This window comes from Kitasatospora viridis (assembly GCF_007829815.1).
In the GTDB taxonomy this organism is placed as follows: domain Bacteria; phylum Actinomycetota; class Actinomycetes; order Streptomycetales; family Streptomycetaceae; genus Kitasatospora; species Kitasatospora viridis.
Window position 1 is genome coordinate 3518561 of sequence record NZ_VIWT01000001.1, and the last position, 20118, is coordinate 3538678.

The 20118-nt window shown below is 71.1% G+C and carries 22 protein-coding genes; 3 read left to right on the forward strand and 19 right to left on the reverse strand.

From position 1 onward, the window contains the following. Positions 1-175 precede the first annotated feature (175 nt). Positions 176-841: a DUF4097 family beta strand repeat-containing protein gene (locus FHX73_RS15655; protein WP_145905595.1), complete on the forward strand. Its 666-nt coding sequence runs from the start codon at positions 176-178 to the stop codon at positions 839-841. 95 nt (positions 842-936) lie between these two features. Here FHX73_RS15655 and FHX73_RS15660 read toward each other — a convergent pair whose 3' ends face one another. Beyond that, positions 937-2028 (reverse strand): RICIN domain-containing protein, encoded by a 1092-nt coding sequence (locus FHX73_RS15660; protein ID WP_170304931.1) that lies wholly within the window; start codon positions 2026-2028, stop codon positions 937-939. Positions 2029-2185: 157 nt separating this feature from the next. Between FHX73_RS15660 and FHX73_RS15665 the strand changes: the two genes are divergently transcribed. Beyond that, on the forward strand, positions 2186-2542 hold the full coding sequence (locus FHX73_RS15665; protein WP_145905597.1) for a hypothetical protein: 357 nt from the start codon (positions 2186-2188) through the stop codon (positions 2540-2542). Between the two features lies 1 nt (position 2543). Here FHX73_RS15665 and FHX73_RS15670 read toward each other — a convergent pair whose 3' ends face one another. From FHX73_RS15670 to FHX73_RS15680, 3 genes are read right to left on the reverse strand one after another with little or no spacing between them, the layout of a single operon-like run. After that, positions 2544-2735: a DUF397 domain-containing protein gene (locus FHX73_RS15670; RefSeq protein ID WP_145905598.1), complete on the reverse strand. Its 192-nt coding sequence runs from the start codon at positions 2733-2735 to the stop codon at positions 2544-2546. A 33-nt stretch (positions 2736-2768) separates the two neighbouring features. Further along, the gene (locus FHX73_RS15675; protein WP_145905599.1) at positions 2769-2966 is read right to left on the reverse strand and encodes a DUF397 domain-containing protein; all 198 of its coding nucleotides are present in this window, start codon (positions 2964-2966) and stop codon (positions 2769-2771) included. Then, entirely contained in the window at positions 2963-3799 is an 837-nt protein-coding gene (locus FHX73_RS15680) for a helix-turn-helix domain-containing protein (protein ID WP_246213549.1), read from the reverse strand. The genes FHX73_RS15675 and FHX73_RS15680 overlap by 4 nt, the downstream gene beginning before the upstream one ends. Before the next feature lie 169 nt (positions 3800-3968). Here FHX73_RS15680 and FHX73_RS15685 point away from each other — a divergent pair, with 169 nt between their 5' ends. Continuing rightward, positions 3969-4349 (forward strand): ATP-binding protein, encoded by a 381-nt coding sequence (locus tag FHX73_RS15685; RefSeq protein WP_170304932.1) that lies wholly within the window; start codon positions 3969-3971, stop codon positions 4347-4349. A 71-nt stretch (positions 4350-4420) separates the two neighbouring features. Here the strand turns inward: FHX73_RS15685 and FHX73_RS15690 are convergent, their stop codons facing one another. The 15 genes from FHX73_RS15690 to FHX73_RS15750 all read right to left on the reverse strand — a co-directional run bounded on the left by FHX73_RS15690 (position 4421) and on the right by FHX73_RS15750 (position 20116). Then, positions 4421-6937: an ATP-dependent Clp protease ATP-binding subunit gene (locus FHX73_RS15690; protein ID WP_145905602.1), complete on the reverse strand. Its 2517-nt coding sequence runs from the start codon at positions 6935-6937 to the stop codon at positions 4421-4423. Positions 6938-7585: 648 nt separating this feature from the next. Then, the gene (locus FHX73_RS15695) at positions 7586-7939 is read right to left on the reverse strand and encodes a histone-like nucleoid-structuring protein Lsr2 (RefSeq protein WP_145905603.1); all 354 of its coding nucleotides are present in this window, start codon (positions 7937-7939) and stop codon (positions 7586-7588) included. A gap of 128 nt (positions 7940-8067) precedes the next feature. Continuing rightward, the gene (locus tag FHX73_RS45625; protein WP_211786208.1) at positions 8068-8595 is read right to left on the reverse strand and encodes an amino-acid N-acetyltransferase; all 528 of its coding nucleotides are present in this window, start codon (positions 8593-8595) and stop codon (positions 8068-8070) included. A 9-nt stretch (positions 8596-8604) separates the two neighbouring features. Then, positions 8605-8985 (reverse strand): BlaI/MecI/CopY family transcriptional regulator, encoded by a 381-nt coding sequence (locus tag FHX73_RS45630; RefSeq protein ID WP_211786209.1) that lies wholly within the window; start codon positions 8983-8985, stop codon positions 8605-8607. Positions 8986-9126: 141 nt separating this feature from the next. Beyond that, positions 9127-9288 carry a hypothetical protein gene (locus FHX73_RS44685; RefSeq protein WP_170304933.1) on the reverse strand — a complete coding sequence of 54 codons (162 nt, stop codon included), beginning with the start codon at positions 9286-9288 and terminating at the stop codon, positions 9127-9129. Positions 9289-9292: 4 nt separating this feature from the next. Beyond that, positions 9293-10867 carry a bifunctional lysylphosphatidylglycerol synthetase/lysine--tRNA ligase LysX gene (gene lysX, locus FHX73_RS15705; RefSeq protein WP_145905604.1) on the reverse strand — a complete coding sequence of 525 codons (1575 nt, stop codon included), beginning with the start codon at positions 10865-10867 and terminating at the stop codon, positions 9293-9295. Between the two features lie 78 nt (positions 10868-10945). Then, complete coding sequence (locus tag FHX73_RS15710) at positions 10946-12613, reverse strand: hypothetical protein (RefSeq protein WP_145905605.1); 1668 nt, start codon at positions 12611-12613, stop codon at positions 10946-10948. Between the two features lie 190 nt (positions 12614-12803). Beyond that, entirely contained in the window at positions 12804-13517 is a 714-nt protein-coding gene (locus FHX73_RS15715; RefSeq protein WP_145905606.1) for a hypothetical protein, read from the reverse strand. An 81-nt stretch (positions 13518-13598) separates the two neighbouring features. Further along, a complete protein-coding gene (locus tag FHX73_RS15720) occupies positions 13599-14378 on the reverse strand; it encodes a type III pantothenate kinase (RefSeq protein WP_145905607.1) in 780 nt (259 codons plus the stop codon). 47 nt (positions 14379-14425) lie between these two features. Beyond that, positions 14426-15391 (reverse strand): carboxylating nicotinate-nucleotide diphosphorylase, encoded by a 966-nt coding sequence (gene nadC, locus FHX73_RS15725; protein WP_145905608.1) that lies wholly within the window; start codon positions 15389-15391, stop codon positions 14426-14428. A 5-nt stretch (positions 15392-15396) separates the two neighbouring features. Next, complete coding sequence (locus FHX73_RS15730) at positions 15397-17058, reverse strand: L-aspartate oxidase (protein ID WP_145905609.1); 1662 nt, start codon at positions 17056-17058, stop codon at positions 15397-15399. A gap of 10 nt (positions 17059-17068) precedes the next feature. Next, positions 17069-17488, reverse strand: a complete 420-nt coding sequence (panD, locus tag FHX73_RS15735) for an aspartate 1-decarboxylase (RefSeq protein WP_145908306.1) — start codon at positions 17486-17488, stop codon at positions 17069-17071. A gap of 48 nt (positions 17489-17536) precedes the next feature. Next, positions 17537-18424 (reverse strand): pantoate--beta-alanine ligase, encoded by an 888-nt coding sequence (gene panC / locus FHX73_RS15740; protein WP_145905610.1) that lies wholly within the window; start codon positions 18422-18424, stop codon positions 17537-17539. Continuing rightward, entirely contained in the window at positions 18424-19350 is a 927-nt protein-coding gene (locus tag FHX73_RS15745; protein WP_145905611.1) for a Rossmann-like and DUF2520 domain-containing protein, read from the reverse strand. Before FHX73_RS15745 ends, panC begins: the two co-directional genes overlap by 1 nt. Before the next feature lie 79 nt (positions 19351-19429). Further along, positions 19430-20116, reverse strand: coding sequence for a response regulator transcription factor (locus tag FHX73_RS15750; protein ID WP_145905612.1), 687 nt, complete (start codon positions 20114-20116; stop codon positions 19430-19432). Positions 20117-20118 lie beyond the last annotated feature (2 nt).

Sequence of the window (20118 nt, forward strand, 5' to 3'; positions counted from 1 at the left end):
CCACTCCTCCATTGCATTCCCTTCGAAGCCACTGCAACGAAACTGACCCTATGACCTGCACATCTATCACTCATGAGCAATGAAGCCGTTGCCTAATCCTTGAAAGCAACGTAGCGTTTCACTCATCAGAAACGCCGCGGCGGACGATCGGCCCGCCCCACCCAAGGAGCCCACGATGCAGAAGTTCGCCACCACCTCCCCGGTCACCGCGGTCCTGGAGGTCACCGCCGGGCGGGTGCAGCTGATCGCCGCCGACCGCAACGACGCCGTGGTGGAGGTGCGGCCGGCCAACCCGGCCAAGAGCCGCGACGTGAAGGCCGCGGGGCAGTTCGAGGTCAGCTTCGCCGACGGCGTGCTGCGGGTGCACAACCCGCAGGCCCGGAACCAGTACTTCGGCCCCTCCGGCTCCGTCGAGATCACCGTGCAGCTCCCGAGCGGCTCCGGCGTGCAGGGCAAGTCGGCCGCCTGCGAGCTGCGCGGGGTCGGCCGGCTCGGCGACGTGGTCTTCGACGGCGCCTACCACCGCATCAAGCTGGACGAGGCCGCCAGCCTGCGCCTCACCGCGACCGACGGCGACGTCGAGGTCGGCCGGGTCGGCGGGCCCGCCCGGATCACCACCGCCCGCGGTGACATCCGGATCGTCGAGGCGGTCCGCGGCGACTTCGAGCTGCGCACCCACGCCGGCGACATCACCGTCGGCGCCGCCACCGGCGTCTCCGCCTCGCTGGACGCCAAGACCGGCTACGGCCGGATCAGCAACGCCTTGAAGAACGACGGCACCCCCGAGCTGACCATCCGCGCCACCGTCTCCGCCGGTGACATCACCGCCCACAGCCGCTGAGCGCGGGCAGCGTGCTCACCCGACTCCAACGTCCACTCCGCCGACGTCCAGCGGCCCGCGCCCCTCGCAGGGCACGGGCCGCAAGGCGTACCGCGTCAGCTACAGGTGCTGAACGTCGGGCTGGTGTTGGCGACGTAGACGGTCGCGCCGCCGCTCGGGTCGGAGGCGAGCGGGACGGACACGGTGTCGGCGGCGGTCCACGGGAAGCCCTGGGCGTCGAAGGTCCAGGTGCCGGTCACCTTCTTGGCCAGCTCGGACAGCGTCACCCAGCCGTACTGCTGGCTGGGCACGGGCACCGACACCTGGTTGTTGACGGTGCTGGAGCCGTTCCACACGGAGGTCGCCGTGACCGAGAGGGTGGTGGAGATCTTGGCGGTCAGGCCGAGCAGCGTGCCGATGTCGAGCTGCTCCGAGACGGTCGAGCTGAGCGTGTCCGACCAGCCGGTCATCTGGCTCACCCCGAAGGTCTGGTTGATCGGCCCGCTGGTGTTGTTGAACCAGACCGAGGAGACGCAGATCTTCGGCAGCGGCGCCGCCGGAGCCTCGCTCGTCTCGGACCAGGTGCAGCTGGCGGTGTTCTTCTGGCAGGCCGCCGCGGCGTGCGCCACCGCGAGGTCATGGGCCTGCGGGGGAGCGGTCCACAGCTGGTTGATGGTGCCGTTGCAGCTGTAGGCGTCGGTCCACGCGTCGTCGTACTGGGCGCCCTGCAGCAGGTCGAGGCAGTTGTTGTCGCCTTCGTGGCGGATCATGTAGCCCGTCCCGCCGTTCGCGGCCGGCTGGAAGTACCACTTCTGGCTCGCCTGCCCCGCGCAGGTGTTCTGCTGCGTCGGCAGCCACCCGATGTCGATGCACTTGCCGGTGTCGTTGTTGACGATGTTGAACGAGGAGTCGGACTGGTCGACGGCCAGGTGCCAGTTCTCGTGGTATCCGGGCGCCGAGTTGGTGACGATGTAGACGCCGTCGGTGGTGTTGCCGTTCTGCGCGTCCAGGTAGCGCCCGTTGCTCAGCGACTGGAACTGGATGCAGGTGGTCGGGTCGGTACAGCTCGTGGTGGCGGCGGGGTTCGCGGCGTGCGCCGGAGCGGTCGCCAGCGGCGAGCTGAGCAGGCCGAGGGCCAGCCCGAACACCGCGAAGAGGACGGCGAGGAACCGTAACTGCTGGGCCTTGCGGCCCGGGAGGAGCGTCATCGATGGACTTCCTTGTCTCGAAAACCGTTCTTGCCGTGCCATCTGACATGACCACGGCACTGCTGTCGAGGGACAGGTCACGGAACAGGTCACTTGTGACCGGTTGTCAGGAGTGGCACCTGGCCAGCGGATTCGAGGAAGTCGTACGGTGGATGACGTGGATGACTCGCGCGACCGGTTCGCCGTCTACGGTCCTGCGGCAGCGGTGCCCGAGGCGCCCGCGCTCCGGGCCTGGCACACGGCGGTGTCGATCGGGGACGGGCTGGCGCTGGTGACGACCGTGCGCTCGCACCCGTCGAACACCGATGCGCTGAACCGGACCTACCGGCCCGGCGAGATCAACTGGAACGGGAGCCCGCTGCGGCGGCTGTCGGCCGGCGGAGGCTCCAACGGCCGGGTCACCGAAAGCCACGAGCTCTTCGAACTCCCGCCCGGCGACCTGCCGGAGGCGATCGAGCTGACCGTCCACACCACCGACGGCACGCCGCACACCACTCGCCTCCGGCGGCTGTAGGTCACAGCAAGGGCGTTGTTGTGGACTGGAGTTCGGTCAGGAACGCTGACCAGGCGTCAGGAGTGAAGACGAGCGCCGGCCCGTCGGGGTCCTTGGAGTCCCGCACGGCGGGGTGGGCGAGGGCGACTTCGACGCAGTCGTTGGCGGTGCCACCGCTGTAGGAGGACTTGCGCCATTGAGTTCGGGGCATCATGGCGGCAGGGTACGAGCGGGGTGGGCGACGCGGCTAGAGGTCGCCGGCCTTCAGTGCGGAGACGAAGGATGACCAGGCGTCAGCGGCGAAGGTGAGGGCCGGGCCGTTGGGGTCCTTGGAGTCGCGAACCGGGAGCAAGCTCGTTAGGCCGTCTGCAACTTCGACGCAGTTGTTGCCCCCGGCGCCGCTGTAGCTCGACTTACGCCACGAGATGCCGTGGTCCGCGCTCATGTGCGTAGTCCCTTCGCGACTGACTTGACCAGCCCCAGGGACTCGTCGAAGGAATGTGCCCTGGCCGTAAGGAGACTGTAGCGCATCTCAAGGTCAGCAACCGCGACTGGATCATCGATCAACTGGCCGTAGGAAGGGCCCTCCTGGTAAGCCACCGGAGGCGCATCCGCGAATGCCATGAGCTTGAGGTTCCCCTCAAGGAGGGAGTGCGCCCCTGCGGAGAACGGCACCACCTGGAGCAGGATGGCGGACTCCTCGGACAGATGCACAAGGTGGTCAAGCTGTAGGGCCATTTCCTCGCGGCTGCCGATGATGCGTCGGATGGCCGCCTCGTCAATGGTGACCCACAACTTCGGCCTTGTTGCCCGCTCAGGGGCTGTGTAGATCTCGGAGCGAGCCATGCGCATGGCTACGAGGGCGTTAATCTCCCCCTTGGTGAGGAACGGGAAGGCTACTCGGTTCAGCTCCCTGGCGTAGCTCTCGGTCTGGAAGAGCCCTGGAATGACCTGCCCGCTGTACTCCGTGATCATCGTCGCCGACTTTTCCAACTCCGCAGCGGCTGCGAAGTAGTCGTCGTACGGCGAGTCGTTCTCCAGCCTCTTGCACATCCGGGCGAAGAGCCCGTTGGTCTTCAGCACCTCGTCAAGCTTCGCCGCCATCTCAGGTAGCGGCCGCCGCACGGCGTTCTCAAGTTGGCCGATGAACGAGCCGGTGCAGAACACCAGCTTGCCCAAATCCTGCTGGGTCAGCCCCATTTGCTCCCGGTGGAACTTCAACTCCGCGCCGAAGAACCGCCAGCCGAACTTCCACTGACCGAACCCGTTCTCCCTCACCCCGGCCACCCCTTCCAACAACGTCCTCTGTTGCCCGTGCCCCCCTGGCGTGGCTCGCCCCCAACTCGCCATCGTGGAACCGCAAACCCCACTGTGCCCCGAGGGAGGCGCCCCCATGTTCGAAGTCCCCGACAAACCACCCGGAGGAGTTGTCGTCCAGGACTGCTGGTTGCCCGCCAGCACCCGTTCCCCCGCCCACGCCCGCCGCGTCGTCCGTGACGTCCTCTCCCGCGTCAAGGGCGGCCAGCGGTTCGCCGAGCACGGATCGCTGCTGGTCACGGAGCTCGTCACCAACGCCGTCCTGCACGGCGCCAGGCGCGGCACCTTGATCTACCTCAGGGTAGTGCTCACCGACACGCTGCTCCTCGAAGTCCACGACATCGGCGCCGGCCTGCCCGTTCCCCGTGCGGACCTCCCGGCCGACGCCACCTGCGGGCGCGGCCTGTTGCTCGTCCAACGGCTCGCGCTGCGCTGGGGCTGCCGGCCCCGGGGTGAGGGCTACCTCGGGAAGGCGGTGTGGTGCGAGTGCGCTCCGGCGGAGGAGGCATAGCAAAGGCTGCGGCCCCGGTTCCACAGGAACCGGGGCCGCAGCCGTCAACTCAAGCCGAGCGAGTCGACCTGTTACTTCGTCAGGTCAGGACCCGTCGCCGCCACCGCGGCCGGGGTGTCGGCCACGGCCGACTTCTCCTCGCCGCGGAAGGTGAACTTCGCTTCCTTGCCCTCGCCCTCGACGCCGACGACCACGATGTGGCCGGCGCGCAGTTCGCCGAAGAGGATCTTCTCGGACAGGTGGTCCTCGATCTCGCGCTGGATGGTGCGGCGCAGCGGACGGGCACCGAGCAGCGGGTCGTAGCCGCGCTTGGCCAGCAGCTTCTTGGCCTCGATGCTGAGCTCCAGGCCCATGTCGCGGTCCTTGAGCCGGGAGTCCACCTTGTCGATCATCAGGTCGACGATCTGGATGATGTCCTCTTCCGACAGCTGGTGGAAGACGACGATGTCATCGACACGGTTCAGGAACTCGGGGCGGAAGTGCTGCTTGAGCTCCTCGCCGACCTTCGCCTTCATCCGCTCGTACCCGGTCTGGGTGTCCCCGGTGGCCGCGAAGCCCAGGCCGAAGCCCTTCGAGATGTCCCGGGTGCCCAGGTTGGTGGTCATGATGATGACGGTGTTCTTGAAGTCCACCACTCGGCCCTGGGAGTCGGTCAGGCGACCGTCCTCCAGGATCTGCAGCAGCGAGTTGAAGATGTCCGGGTGGGCCTTCTCGACCTCGTCGAAGAGGACGACCGAGAACGGCTTGCGGCGCACCTTCTCGGTGAGCTGGCCGCCCTCCTCGTAGCCCACGTATCCGGGCGGGGAGCCGAACAGCCGGGAGACGGTGTGCTTCTCGCTGAACTCCGACATGTCGAGGGAGATCAGCGCGTCCTCGTCGCCGAACAGGAACTCGGCCAGCGTCTTGGACAGCTCGGTCTTACCGACGCCGGACGGGCCGGCGAAGATGAACGACCCACCGGGGCGCTTCGGGTCCTTGAGGCCCGCACGCGTGCGCCGGATGGCCTGCGAGAGCGCCTTGATGGCGTCCTTCTGGCCGATGACGCGCTTGTGCAGCTCGTCCTCCATGCGCAGCAGCCGGGAGGACTCCTCCTCGGTCAGCTTGAAGACCGGGATGCCGGTCGCGGTGGCCAGGACCTCGGCGATGAGCTCCTCGTCCACCTCCGCGACGACGTCCATGTCGCCGGCCTTCCACTCCTTCTCGCGCTTCGCCTTCGCGTTCAGGAGCTGCTTCTCGTCGTCACGCAGCGAGGCGGCCTTCTCGAAGTCCTGCGCGTCGATCGCGCTCTCCTTCTCCCGGCGCACCGCGGCGATCTTCTCGTCGAACTCGCGCAGGTCCGGCGGCGCGGTCATCCGGCGGATGCGCATCCGCGAACCGGCCTCGTCGATCAGATCGATGGCCTTGTCCGGCAGGAAGCGGTCCGAGATGTACCGGTCGGCCAGCGTCGCGGCGGCGACCAGGGCGGCGTCCGTGATGGAGACCCGGTGGTGGGCCTCGTACCGGTCGCGCAGACCCTTGAGGATCTCGATGGTGTGCGGCAGCGACGGCTCGGCGACCTGGATCGGCTGGAAGCGGCGCTCCAGCGCGGCGTCCTTCTCCAGGTGCTTGCGGTACTCGTCGAGCGTGGTGGCACCGATGGTCTGCAGCTCGCCGCGGGCCAGCATCGGCTTGAGGATGCTGGCGGCGTCGATCGCGCCCTCGGCGGCGCCCGCGCCGACCAGGGTGTGCAGCTCGTCGATGAACAGGATGATGTCGCCGCGGGTGCGGATCTCCTTGAGCACCTTCTTCAGGCGCTCCTCGAAGTCACCGCGGTAGCGGGAGCCGGCCACCAGGGCACCGAGGTCAAGTGTGTAGAGCTGCTTGTCCTTGAGCGTCTCCGGGACCTCGCCCTTGACGATCGCCTGGGCCAGGCCCTCCACGACGGCGGTCTTGCCGACACCGGGCTCACCGATCAGCACCGGGTTGTTCTTGGTGCGGCGGGACAGCACCTGCATGACCCGCTCGATCTCCTTCTCGCGCCCGATCACCGGGTCGAGCTTGGTCTCGCGGGCGGCCTGCGTGAGGTTGCGGCCGAACTGGTCGAGGACCAAGGAGGTGGAGGGGGTGCCCTCGGCGGGGCCGCCCGCGGTGGCGGACTCCTTGCCGCCGCCCTGGTAACCGGAGAGCAGCTGGATGACCTGCTGCCGCACCCGGTTGAGATCGGCACCCAGCTTCACCAGGACCTGGGCGGCGACGCCCTCGCCCTCGCGGATGAGGCCGAGCAGGATGTGCTCGGTGCCGATGTAGTTGTGGCCGAGCTGAAGGGCCTCGCGGAGCGACAGCTCCAGGACCTTCTTGGCCCGGGGGGTGAAGGGGATGTGGCCGGACGGGGCCTGCTGGCCCTGCCCGATGATCTCCTCGACCTGCTGGCGGACCGCCTCAAGAGAGATCCCGAGGCTCTCCAAGGCCTTAGCGGCGACACCCTCGCCCTCGTGGATCAGGCCCAGGAGGATGTGCTCGGTGCCGATGTAGTTGTGGTTGAGCATCCGGGCTTCTTCCTGAGCCAGGACGACAACCCGCCGCGCGCGGTCGGTGAACCTCTCGAACATCGTTAATCGCTCCTCAGAGCGGTCGGGCAGTTCGGGGACTGTCCCCGCCCTGTCCTTCCGCATGCTAGTCCCGCTCAGCGGCGCGGCCCACGTAGTTCCCCGTGCGGTGTGCACGGGATATCTGGCTGCGCGACCAGCCGACACCCTTCCCAACCTGGTGTTGGGAGACGGTGTTCCCGCCAGCGCGGCCGATGCACGTGTTCCCGCTACGCCAATGGCGAACACGGCCCGGGCCGGAGCCCGGTGAACCACAGCGCCTACCGTCCCACCTGCATTCATACCGGAAATTCCGGCTGTTCTCGTGCAGTTTCCCCGGTGGCGTTGTTCGCCAGGCGAGAAGTCCGCCCGGCCGGGCCCCGGGTGACGGGGGTTCAGTGTGCGGCGGGCGGGGGCGGTGTGCCCCAGCCGTGGCCGGACGGCGGCCCGGTGGGGCCAACGGGGTGCTCCGGCGTGACCGTGCCGCTGGTCCAGCGTTGCACAGTCCGTGCGCGTTCCCCCGACCCCAGCCGACCGCCGGTGCTGCCCGACGCCCGCCGCCCGCCCCGCGGACGGAGCGGGCGGGTACGGCCACGGGGCGCGGGGGGAGACCCCCCGCACCCCGTCGTGGGCGCCGGCCGGACCGGCCCTCGGCACGGTCGCGGCAGCAGCTCAGGAAGCGGCCTGGGCCGCCTCGTAGGCCTCGCGCACGTTGCTCGGCACGCGACCGCGGTCGTTCACGGTGAAGCCGTTGTCCTTCGCCCACGTGCGGATCTTCGCCGTGTCCGCGCTGCCGGAGGCCGGGCGGGCGGCGGCACGCCCGCTGGTGCGGCGGGCGCTGGTGAGCCGGCCGCTCTGCTTGCGGCCCTTTTCGACGTACGGAGCGAGCAGGTTGCGCAGCTTCTCCGCGTTGCCGGACTTCAGGTCGATCTCGTAGGCAACGCCGTCGAGGGCGAACGTCACCGTCTCGTCCGCCGAACCGCCGTCGAGATCGTCTTCAAGAATGACCTGCACCCTCTGTGCCACGGGACTCCCTTTCCGCTTAACGATCCAATGCCTTGAGGAAAGGAAACCGCCTTTTCTCGAAAAACACAAACCCCGGGCTGTTCGAGCGAGTGCGCCATGCGCGCCGCCGCAAGTCCGCGCGCCCCGGTTCAGAGGTGCAGCAGCATGCGGGAGTTGCCCAGGGTGTTGGGCTTCACCCGCTCCAGGTCGAGGAACTCCGCCACTCCTTCGTCGTAGGAGCGAAGGAGTTCTTCATACACTTCCGTAGCGATGACGCCGGGGTCTGTCGTACCATCATCGGTTTCCCCGATCTCGACGAAGCCGTGTTTCGCGAAGAAGGGCACCTCGAACGTCAGGCAGAAAATCCGACGTACGCCCAACCAGCGCGCGGTCTGCAGCAGCTTCTCCAACAGGACGTGCCCGATCCCGTGACCGCGCACGACCGGATCGACCGCCAGGGTGCGGACCTCGGCGAGATCCTCCCACATCACGTGCAGCGCACCGCAGGCAACCACGCTGCCGTCGTCGTCGCGTTCGGCCACCCAGAACTCCTGGATGGATTCGAACAGTGTGACTGTGGGCTTGTCGAGCAGAATGCCGTCCTGCGAGTAGGCGTCGATGAGCCGCCGCACGGCCCGTACATCACTGGTCCGCGCCCGGCGGATGGTGACCTCCATGGCGGGACGTTATCGCGTCGCCGGCGGCTCCTGGGGACCGGCCACCCGCAGGGCGTCCGCCAGCGCCTCGCGCTGCGGGGCCGACATCATGCCGAAGAAGTGCACCAGCGCGGCGGCCGGATTGTCACTGGTCGCCCAGGCCTCGTGCATCAGCGCGGCGGTGTAGGCCTCACGGGTCGCCACCGGCGCATATCGATAGGCGCGGCCGTCGCGTTCCCGGCGCAGCCAGCCCTTTCGATAGAGCTTGTCGAGCACGGTCATCACGGTCGTGTAGGCGATTTCGCGATCGGACCGCAGATCGAGCAGCACCTCGCGAACCGTGACCGGGCGGTTCCACTCCCACACCCGGGTCATCACGGCGTTCTCCAGTTCGCCCAGCGGCCGGACCATATGACCACTTTAGGGATATTTGTCGGGTGAATGCCGAAGGCGCGGGGAGAACGGCGGGGGAGAACGGCGGGGAGAACGCCGCCGGGCCGCCCTCCCGGATGAACGGGAAGGCGGCCCGGCGCAGCGTGCAGGGGGAACGGACTACTTCGCGGAGTCCGCCTGGGCGGCCCGCACCATCGCCTCGGCGGCGATGTCCTCCTTGCCCTTCTGGGAACCGCCCTGGCTGCGGATGATGGCCCGCACCAGGAAACCGAAGCCGATGGCCATCACCAGCGGCGGCACGATCGCACTCACGTACTGCATCGGATCACTCCTCCTCGGACTTGCCGGACTCGGTCTTGCCCTCCGGCTTCGCGGATTCCGGCTTCGTGACTTCCGGCTTCACCAGCGGGAAGAGCACCGTCTCGCGGATGTTCTTGCCGGTGAGCAGCATGATCAGGCGGTCGACCCCGAGGCCGAGCCCGCCGGTGGGCGGCATCGCGTACTCCAGCGCGCGCAGGAAGTCCTCGTCCACCTGCATCGCCTCGACGTCGCCGCCGGCCGCGAGCAGCGACTGCGCGGTCAGCCGGGCCCGCTGCTCGACCGGGTCGATCAGCTCGGAGTAGGCGGTGCCGATCTCGGTGCCGAAGATCACCAGGTCCCACTTCTCCGCCACGCCCGCGATCGAGCGGTGCTGGCGGGTCAGCGGCGAGACCTCGGTCGGGTAGTCCTTCAGGAAGGTCGGGCGGACCGCGTTCTCCTCCAGCAGCCGCTCGATCATCTCCAGCACGATCTGGCCGTGGCCCCACTCCTTCTCGTAGGGCACGCCGGCCGCGTCGCAGAGCTTGCGCAGCTCCTCCACCGAGGTGTCCGGGGTGACCTCGGAGCCGATCCGCTGCGAGATGCCCGGGTAGACGCTGATCTCCTCCCAGGGCTCGGCGAGGTCGATCTCGTGCTCCACGCCGTGCGGGTCGGTGCCGCGGACCACGGTGGTGCCCAGCGCGTCCCTGGCGGCGTTGATCACGATCGCCCGGATCAGCTCGGCCTGGGTGTTGTAGTCGCCGTACGCCTCGTAGGACTCCAGCGCGGTGAACTCCGGGTTGTGGGTCGCGTCGGCGCCCTCGTTGCGGAAGTTCCGGTTGATCTCGAAGACCTTCTCGGCCCCGCCGACCACCAGGCGCTTCAGGTAGAGCTCGGTGGCGATCCGCAGGTAGAGGTCGATGTCGTAGGCGTTGATGTGCGTGACGAACGGGCGGGCGTTCGCGCCGCCGTGGATCGGCTGCAGCATCGGGGTCTCGACTTCGAGGTAGCCGCGCTCCTCGTAGGTGTTGCGGATCGAGCGCACCACCTTGGAGCGCAGCTGCAGCATCTCGCGCGCCTCGGGGTTGACGATCAGGTCCACGTACCGCTGGCGGACCCGGGCCTCCGGGTCGGTCAGGCCCTTGTGCTTGTCCGGCAGCGGGCGCAGGCACTTGGCGGTCAGCGCCCAGCTGTCCACCAGCACGCTCAGCTCACCGCGCTTTGAGGTGATCACCTCGCCCTCGACGCCCACCTGGTCGCCCAGGTCGATGTCGGTCTTCCAGGCCGCCAGCCGCTCCTCGCCCAGCTTGTCCAGGGAGAGCATCACCTGGAGGTCGCCCGAACCGTCCCGCAGGGTGGCGAAGCAGAGCTTGCCGCCGGTGCGCGAGAGCACCACCCGGCCGGTCACGCCGGCCCGCTCGCCGGTCGCGACGTCGGCCTCCAGGCCGGTGTGCTTCGCGCGCAGGTCGGCGATGGTGGTGGTCCGGGGGAAGCCGACCGGGTACGGATCGATGCCGGCTTCGCGCAGGCGGTCGAGCTTCTCGCGCCGGACGCGCATCTGCTCGGGGAGGTCATCGGTCGCGGGGGTGCTCTGAACGCTCACCGCACCAGAGTAGCGAGCAGAACGCGGGGCCCCGTCACCGGCCAGCGGCGCGGTGTCGGGGCCCCGGAGGGAGTCGGCTCAGCTCGTGCGGCGACGGCGCGCGTACAGCACCGCGCCGGCGCCGGCCAGCAGCACCGCACCGCCGACCGCGGCCAGCGGCGCGGCGTCGGACCCGCCACCGGTGAAGGCGAGCGCCTTGCCGGAGTCGGCGTCCTTGGTGTCGGCGGGGTTGGTGGAGTTCTCGCTGGGGGCGGCGGAGGCGCTCACGGCGGTGATCGGGGCACCGGCGGGCTGGGCGCCGAGGGCGACCAGGACCGCGTTGTTCGCCGGGTTCGGGTCGAACGCCAGCTGCGGGTCCTGCGGGTTGGCCTCGTCCTCGTTCTGGAAGCTCACCCGGGCGTTGCCGGCGGTCGACCCGCCGGTCAGCTTCAGCCCGAACGGGAAGGTCTGCTGGTAGCCGTCCCGGACCAGCCAGGTGGTGTCGCACGCGTAGGCCGCGGTCTTGTCGTTGAGCTGCTCCGAGTGGCAGCCGGTCGGGACCTTGGTCACCTGGACGCCCTGCGGGAGGACCAGGCGCACGTCCGCCGGGTTCTCGCCGGAGTGGCTGTTGATGATCGCGCCGGGGCCGTTGTTCTGCAGTCCGACGGTCAGGGTGCCCTGGGTGCCGTCACCGTTCGGGGCCCAGTTGCCCAGCGCGGCGAAGTCGGCGGTGTTGTCGGCCTGCACCCCGAAGTAGGTCTGCCGGTCGTACTGGTGGCGCGGGCCCTTGAGGAAGGCGTCGTCGCTGATCGCGGTCGCGGTGAGCGGGGCGGCGCCGCCCTTCTGGAACGAGTCGGCCTTGCGCCAGAGCGGTGCCTGGGCGCCCGGCGCGTCCTCGGCGGGCTCCACGTTGACCAGCACGTCCATGCCGACCAGGCTGCTCGCCGTCTGCAGGGCGATCGGGTCGAGCCGGTAGACCTGGCCGACGGCGGCCGGCAGGTCGAGCGTGCAGATCGCGAGGCGGTTGGACATCTCCGGCTTCTCGCCGACGTTGCTGCCCGTCGTCGCCGCGTACTCGCAGTTCGACGGCAGCTTCGAGTGGTCCATGCCCGCACCGGCGAAGTCCAGGCCCTCGCCGGCCTCCAGCTCCACCACGACCTTGCTGGTCGGCAGCTGGCCCACGTTGGCGAACTCGATCGGCATCGGGACGGTGCTGCCCGGCTTCACGTGGGTGGCCGGGGCGATGTCCTTGACCTTCAGGTCGGGGCCGCCGACCGTGATCCGGAGGTCCTGGCTCACGCTGGTCGCGTCCGACGAGGTCTCGGTGACGTGCAGCAGCGCGCTGGCGCCGGGCTTCACCCCGGCGGCCGCCGTCAGCCAGAGGTTCGTGGTCATGTTGATCTTGTCGAAGTTGAGGTCGCCCACCTCACAGGTGACGACCGCTCCGCTGGTCGGGCAGCCGGGGCCGCCGGCTCCGCTCCTGGAGTGGAGGTCGGCGACGCCGGCCAGCGCCGACGTGTCGAAGCTGACCTTCACGTCGTGCACCGGGGCGCTGCCGGTCCGGCCGATGTTCACGGGCAGGACGCTGTTCGGGTCCGACGACGGATCGGCGGGCGCGGTCAGCGGCAGCTGGAGCGAGTTGGGCAGGAAGAGCTGCAGCTGGGCGCCGGCCGCGTGGGCCGGGAGTGCGGTGATGCCCGCCGTCAGCACGGCGGCGATGGTGGCGGTGCCGAGTGCGGTGGCGCGGCGTGCGCGTGCGGAGTGCACGGTGGTCCCCCTGGATGAGATGAGTTGTGCTCGACCGGACCCTAGCTAGGGTGCGGACCGGGCAAACCGGTCATCAGGGGGCAGTACCGAGCGAAGGGTTCATGAGCTTTAAGGAATCGTGACCATCAGTTGCCCATGAACCCATCACACTGTCGACAAGTCGTTGTCGGACCGTCAGACCGTCGGGCCGTCAGCCGGTCCCCGTGGCCAGCTCCTGCTCCTCCGGGGCACTCGACTCGGCCTCGGGCGAGTCGGGGTGCTGCGGGGGGCGGGGGCGGCGGGCGAAGAGCTCGGCGGGGGTGGGGATGCGGGTGGACGCGGCGGCGGGGGCCGGGCGGCGCGGTTCGCTGGTCATGGGGATCGGTCCTTCCGAGCGGTTGGGGCTGCGGTCGGGGCTGCGGTCGGGGCTGGGAACGGCCGTCAGGTGGCGCGGCGGCGGGGCGGTGGCGCGGGCCAGGCGCTCCCGGACCGCGGCCTCGGCCAGCGCGTGGCAGCGCCCGGCCAGCCGGGAGCGGCGCTGGCGTTCGGTCGAGCCGCAGGGCTGGCGGGTGAGGGCGCGCAGGGCGGAGAGGTCGTCGGGTTCCGGGAGGTAGCCGTCGGTGACGGCCTCCTCCAGGCGTTCCAGGTAGCCGGTGGCGCTGCCGGGCAGGGCGGTCCGGTAGCGGATCAGCTCGGCCCGCAGGAAGACGCGCAGCCGGCCGCCTTCGAGGACGGCCTCGTCGATCGCCTCGGTCAGCCTGAGCGCCTCCTGGACGTCCTCGGCCCAGAGCAGGGCCAGGTCGGCGCCGAGCGGTAGCTGGGCGGGGATGGCGGGGTGGAGGGCCTGGGCGAGGGCACGGCGCAGCACGCGCACTTCGTCGGCGCTGAAGGCCATGCCGCCGCGGGACCCGTGTGGCGTAGGCATGAGTTGACACTACGTGAGGAATATCCGATTTGTCGGAAGCCTCGCGCAGTGTCAACCTCGGTTGGTCCGGCCGGGGGTCGATCAGGTGGTGGGCTTGTTCCGTTCGTAGACCAGCCGCAGCCCGATCAGGGTCAGCCAGGGCTCGTGCACGTCGATCGAGTCCGCCTCGCCGAGCACCAGCGGGGCCAGCCCGCCGGTGGCGATCACCTGCACGTCCTCCGGGTCGGTCGGCGACAGCTCCTTGGCCATCCGGCCGACCAGCCCGTCCACCTGCCCGGCGAAGCCGTACAGCACCCCGGACTGCATGCCCTCCACGGTGTTCTTGCCGATCACGTTGCGCGGCCGGGCCAGCTCGATCTTGCGCAGCTGGGCGCCGCGCACCCCGAGCGCGTCCACCGAGATCTCGATGCCCGGGGCGATCGCGCCGCCCACGTAGTCGCCGCGCTCGTTGATCGCGTCGAAGGTGGTGGCGGTGCCGAAGTCGACCACGATGCACGGTCCCCCGTACAGGTGGTTGGCGGCCAGCGCGTTGACGATCCGGTCCGCGCCGACCTCCTTCGGGTTGTCCATCAGCACGTGCACCCCGGTCTTCACCCCGGGCGCCACCAGCACCGCGGGCACGTCGCCGTAGTAACGGCGGGTCACCTCGCGCAGCTCGTGCAGCACCGCGGGCACCGAGGAGCAGATCGCCAGACCGTCGACGTTCTGGGCGTGCGGCCCCATCAACCCGTTCATCAGCACCGCCAGTTCGTCGGCGGTGCGGCGCGGGTCGGTGGAGATCCGCCAGTGTTCGACGACCTCCTCGCCCTCGAACAGGCCGAGCGTGGTCTGGGTGTTGCCGACGTCGATGGTCAGGAGCATGGGGCCGCTTTCTCCAGGGGGTGACGCGCGGTCAGGGCGACGTGTGGTCAGGAGCGCAGGTCCAGGCCGATGTCCAGGATCGGCGCCGAGTGGGTCAGGGCACCGACCGCCAGGAAGTCGACCCCGGTCTCGGCGACCTCGCGGGCGTTGGCCAGGGTCAGCCCGCCGGAGGACTCCAGCTTCGCCCGGCCGGCCACCAGCTCGACCGCCTGCTTCAGCTGCTCCACCGTGAAGTTGTCCAGCAGGATCAGGTCCGCCCCGGCCTCCAGCACCGGCGGGATCTGCTCCAGGGTGTCCACCTCGACCTCCACCGGCAGCTCCGGGTAGGCGGCCCGGACGGCCAGGAAGGCCTCGGCCACGCCGCCCGCGGCGATCACGTGGTTGTCCTTGATCAGCGCCGCGTCGCTCAGCGCCATCCGGTGGTTGGCCCCGCCGCCGCAGCGCACCGCGTACTTCTGCAGCGCGCGCAGGCCCGGGTGGGTCTTGCGGGTGTCCCGGACCACCGCGCCGGTGCCCTCCAGCGCGTCCGCCCACTGCCGGGTCGCGGTGGCGATGCCGGACAGGTGGCAGAGCAGGTTGAGCGCGCTGCGCTCGGCCGTCAGCAGGTCGCGGGTGCGGCTGCGCACCGAGAGCAGCACCTGGCCGGCCTCGACCCGGTCGCCGTCCTCGACGTGCCGCTCGACCTCGAACTCCTCCTCGCAGATCAGCGAGACCACGGCCTCGGCGATCCGCAGGCCGGCCACCGTGCCGGCCTCCCGGGCGGTGAAGTCGGCGGTGGCCACCGCGTCGGCCGGCACGGTCGCCACCGAGGTGACGTCCTCGCCGCCGGCCAAGTCCTCGGCCAGCGCCAGGGTGGCGATGTCCTCGACCTCGACCGGGTCCAGGCCGGCCTCCTCCAGCAGCTCGGCCAGCGCCGGGTCCAGCCCGGTCTCGTAGCCCTCGCCGTCGCCGCAGGCGCAGCCGTCCCCGCAGCCCGCATCGGCCATCGGGAGTTCCTCGTGGGTGTGGGTCATGGTCCTCAGTGCTCCTCGGTGACGTGCAGGCCGTCCGCGTCCAGGGTGGTGATCAGGTGGTGCCGCCAGTGGGCGTCGTCCCGCTCGGGGAAGTCCTCGCGCCAGTGGCCGCCCCGGGTCTCGGTGCGCCGCTCGGCCGCGCCGACCAGCGCGGTGGCGACCAGCAGCAGGTTGGCCGCCTCCCAGGTCTCCACCCGGGGGTCGGCCGGCTTCTGCTCGGCGGCGTCCGCGGCGGCGCCGGCCGCCAGCTCCGCCAGCCCGGCCCGGGTGGCGGCCATCGAGTCGGCCGAGCGCAGCACCCCGGCGCCGCGGGACATCAGCTGCTGGATCGCCGCCCGGGCCTCCGGGGCCGGCAGCGGCACGGTCGCCGCGGCGCGGGCCGCCGCCACGTCGACCTGACGCTGCGCCAGCTCGCCGGCCCGGTACCGGGCGGCCAGGTCGGCGGCGATCCGCTCGGCGAAGACCAGGCCCTCCAGCAGCGAGTTGGAGGCCAGCCGGTTGGCGCCGTGCACCCCGGTGCAGGCCACCTCGCCGCAGGCGTACAGGCCGGGCACCGAGGTGCGGCCGTGCAGGTCGGTGCGGACGCCGCCGGCGGCGTGGTGCGCGGCCGGGGCGATCGGGATCAGCCCGGTCACCGGGTCGATGCCGTGCTCCCGGCAGGCGGCCAGGATGGTCGGGAAGCGCTCGGCCCACATCTCGGCGCCGAAGTGCCGCCCGTCCAGGTACATGTGCTCGGCGCCCAGCTCCTGCATCCGCCGGATGATCGCCTTGGCCACCACGTCGCGCGGCGCAAGCTCCGCCAGCTCGTGCTGCCCGAGCATGAACCGCACGCCGTCGGCGTCGACCAGGTGGGCGCCCTCGCCGCGGACCGCCTCGGAGACCAGCGGCTGCTGGCCCTCGGCCTCCGGGCCGAGCCAGAGCACGGTCGGGTGGAACTGGACGAACTCCAGGTCGGCCGCCGCCGCGCCGGCCCGCAGCGCCAGCGCCACGCCGTCGCCGGTGGAGACCGCCGGGTTGGTGGTCGCGGAGAACACCTGGCCGATGCCGCCGGTGGCCAGCACCACGGCCGGGGCCAGGATCGCGCCCACCCCGTCGCGCTGGCCCTCGCCCATCACGTGCAGGGTCAGGCCGGCCGTGCGGCCCTCGGCGTCCTTCAGCAGGTCCAGCACCAGGGCGTGCTCGACCAGCTCCATCTCCGGGTCGTTGCGCACGGCCTCGACCAGGGCGCGGGATATCTCCGCCCCGGTGGCGTCGCCGCCCGCGTGCACGATCCGGTTGCGGTGGTGCCCGCCCTCGCGGGTCAGCAGGATCTCGCCCTCGGCGTCGGTGTCGAACAGCGCGCCCGCCCCGATCAGCCGGCGCACCGCGCCCGGCCCCTCGGTGACCAGCAGGCGCACGGCCTCCTCGTCGCAGACGCCGGCGCCGGCCACCAGGGTGTCGGCCAGGTGCTGCTCGGGGGTGTCGCCCTCGCCCAGCGCGGCGGCCACGCCGCCCTGGGCCCAGCGGGTGGAGCCGTCGTCGAGCATCGCCTTGGTGACCACGGTCACCCGCAGCCCGGCCTGGCGGGCTCCGAGCGCGGCGGTCAGCCCGGCCACCCCGGAGCCGACCACGACCACGTCGGTGGTCGAGGTCCAGCCGGGGGCGGGGGCTGCGAGTCGGTGGGTCACGGCACTGCTCCTAGCGGGTGTGCACGGCGTCGCCGCGCAGCGTCTCGGTGCCCGGCAGCGCCTCGGCCGGGTCGGCGCCGGTGCCGGTGATCCGGTTCTCGGCGTCCACGAAGACCACCTTGGGCTGGTACGACCTGGCCTCGGCGGTGTCCATCTGCCCGTAGGCGATCAGGATCACCAGGTCGCCGGGGTGCACCAGCCGGGCGGCGGCGCCGTTGATGCCTATCACACCGGTGCCGCGGGGCCCGGCGATGGTGTAGGTCTCCAGCCGGGCGCCGTTGTTGATGTCGACGATGTGGACCAGCTCGCCGGCCAGGATGTCGGCGGCGTCCAGCAGGTCCTCGTCGACGGTCACCGAGCCGACGTAGTGCAGGTCGGCCTGGGTCACCGTGGCGCGGTGGATCTTGGACTTGAACATGGTGCGGAGCATGGTCACGCCTCTCCTTCTGAGTGCATGCCTGGGGATTGCCTGGTGCGGTCAGCGCACGATGATGCGGACGTTGTCGATCAGCCGGGTGGCGCCCACCTTGGCGGCCAGCGCCAGCACGGCCTCGCCCTGGAAGTCGTCCGGCGCCTCGGTGAAGTCGTGCGGGTCGATCAGCGCCAGGTAGTCCAGCTCGATTCCCGGCGCCCCGGCCAGCACCTCGCCGGCGGCGGCACGGACCGCCGCCGGGCCCTGCGCGGCCGCGTCCCGGCCGGCGAACAGCGCCTTCGACAGCACCAGCGCCTGCTCCCGCTCGCCCTCGGAGAGGTAGCGGTTGCGCGAGGACAGGGCCAGGCCGTCGGCCTCCCGCACGGTCGGCACGCCGACCACCTCGACGTCGAAGTCCAGGTCGGCCACCATCCGCTGGACGATCGCCAGCTGCTGGGCGTCCTTCTCGCCGAAGAAGGCGTAGTCCGGGTCGGTGATGTGCAGCAGCTTGGCCACCACGGTCAGCACCCCGTCGAAGTGGCCCGGGCGGGTCGCGCCCTCGAACCGCTCGCCCATCGGGCCGGCGGTCAGCCGCACCTGCGGGTCGCCGTTCGGGTAGACCTCCTCCGGCAGCGGGGCGAAGACCACGTCGGCGCCGGCCTCCTCGGCCAGCCGGACGTCGGCGGCCAGGGTGCGCGGGTAGCGGTCCAGGTCCTCGCCGGCGCCGAACTGCAGCGGGTTGACGAAGACCGTCACCGCCACCCGGCCGTCCTGGCCGACCTGCCGGCGGGCCGCCCGGACCAGCGCGGCGTGGCCCTCGTGCAGCGCGCCCATGGTCATCACCACGGCGTTGTCCACCGGGCTCTCGTCCGGCCAGAACGCGGACTCGAAGTCGTCCACGGTGTGGGTCAGCTGGGTGCTGCGCTGCTTCGCTGCGGGCTTCGGGCGGGCCATCAGATCTCCTCGTTGAGTACGTCGAGCAGCGAGGCCGCCGCTTCTTCCTTCAGCGTCCCGTGGGCCAGGGCCCGCTGGGCGGTGGCCTTCGCCATCGCCCGGTAGGCGGCCGGGATGTCCGGGGACACCGTACTGAGCTGGTCCAGGTGGCGGCGCACCGTGCCGGTGTCGCCGCGGGCGACCGGGCCGGTCAGCGCCGCGTCGCCGGAGCGCAGGCTGTTGTCCAGCGCGGCGCCCAGCAGCGGGCCGAGCAGCCGGCCCGGCTCGGCCACGCCGGCCGTGCCCAGCAGCTCCATCGCCTGCGCGACCAGGGTGACCAGGTGGTTCGCGCCGTGCGCCAGGGCGGTGTGGTAGAGCGGGCGGACCGCCTCGGGGATCCACTCCGGCTCGCCGCCCATCTCCACCACCAGGGCCTCGGCCACCGGCCGCAGCTCCGGCGGCGCCGTCACCCCGAAGGGGCAGCCGGCCAGCCGGGCCAGGTCCACCGAGGTGCCGGTGAAGGTCATCGCCGGGTGCAGCGCCAGCGGCAGCGCACCGGCCCGGGCGGCCGGCTCCAGCACCGCCACGCCGTGCGCGCCCGAGGTGTGCACCAGCAGCTGGCCGGGGCGGATCGCACCGGTCGACGCCAGACCGGCGACCAGGTCGGCCAGCGCGTCGTCCGGCACGGTGAGCAGCACCAGGTCGGCGGCGGCCAGCACCTGAGGGGGCGTCACCAGGCGCACCCCGGGCAGCAGCGCCTCGGCCCGGCGCACCGAGGCGTTGGACACGCCGGAGGCGGCCACCACGTGGTGGCCGGCCAGCTGCAGGGCGGCGCCCAGCGCGGGGCCCACCCGGCCGGTGCCGACCACGCCGACGGCCAGCCGGGCCGGTCGGTCGGCGGGATCGGTGGGGTCGGAGGAGTCGAAGGGGTGGTCCCAGGTGCTCACGGCGTTCCAGTCCTCTACGGGTACCAGACGGTCCGTCCCATCCTACGGCCCCGCGGCGGCGGCCCCGGTGGCCCGTCCCTCAGTGGCCGCCGGCCTTGAGCAGCCCGGCCTCGTAGGCCAGCACCACCGCCTGCACCCGGTCGCGCAGGCCCAGCTTGGCCAGGATCCGGCCGACGTGGGTCTTCACGGTCGCCTCGGAGAGGGTCAGCCCGGTGGCGATCTCGCCGTTCGACAGGCCCTGGGCGACCAGCAGGAACACCTCCCGCTCCCGGTCGGTGAGCGGGTCCAGGGCGGGCGGGCCGGCCTGCGGCTGCGGGGCGGGCAGCACCTCGGCGAACCGGTCCAGCATCCGGCGGGTGGTGGTCGGGGCGACCACCGCGTCGCCGTTGTGCACCGCGCGGATCGCGCTGACCAGCTCCGGCGGCGGCACGTCCTTGAGCAGGAAGCCGCTGGCGCCGGCCTTGAGCGCGGCGAAGGCGTACTCGTCCAGGTCGAAGGTGGTGAGGATGAGCACCTTGGGGGCGTCCGGGCGGGGCAGCCCGTCCCCGTCCAGGCAGATCCGGCGGGTCGCCTGGACGCCGTCGAGCCGGGGCATCCGGACGTCCATCAGCACCACGTCCACCTCGGCGGTGGCGAGGACCTCGACGGCGGCGGCGCCGTCGCCCGCCTCGGCGGCGATCTCGATGTCGTCCTGCGACTGCAGCACCATCCGGAAGCCGGTGCGCAGCAGCTCCTGGTCGTCCACCAGCATCACTCGGATGGTCACGT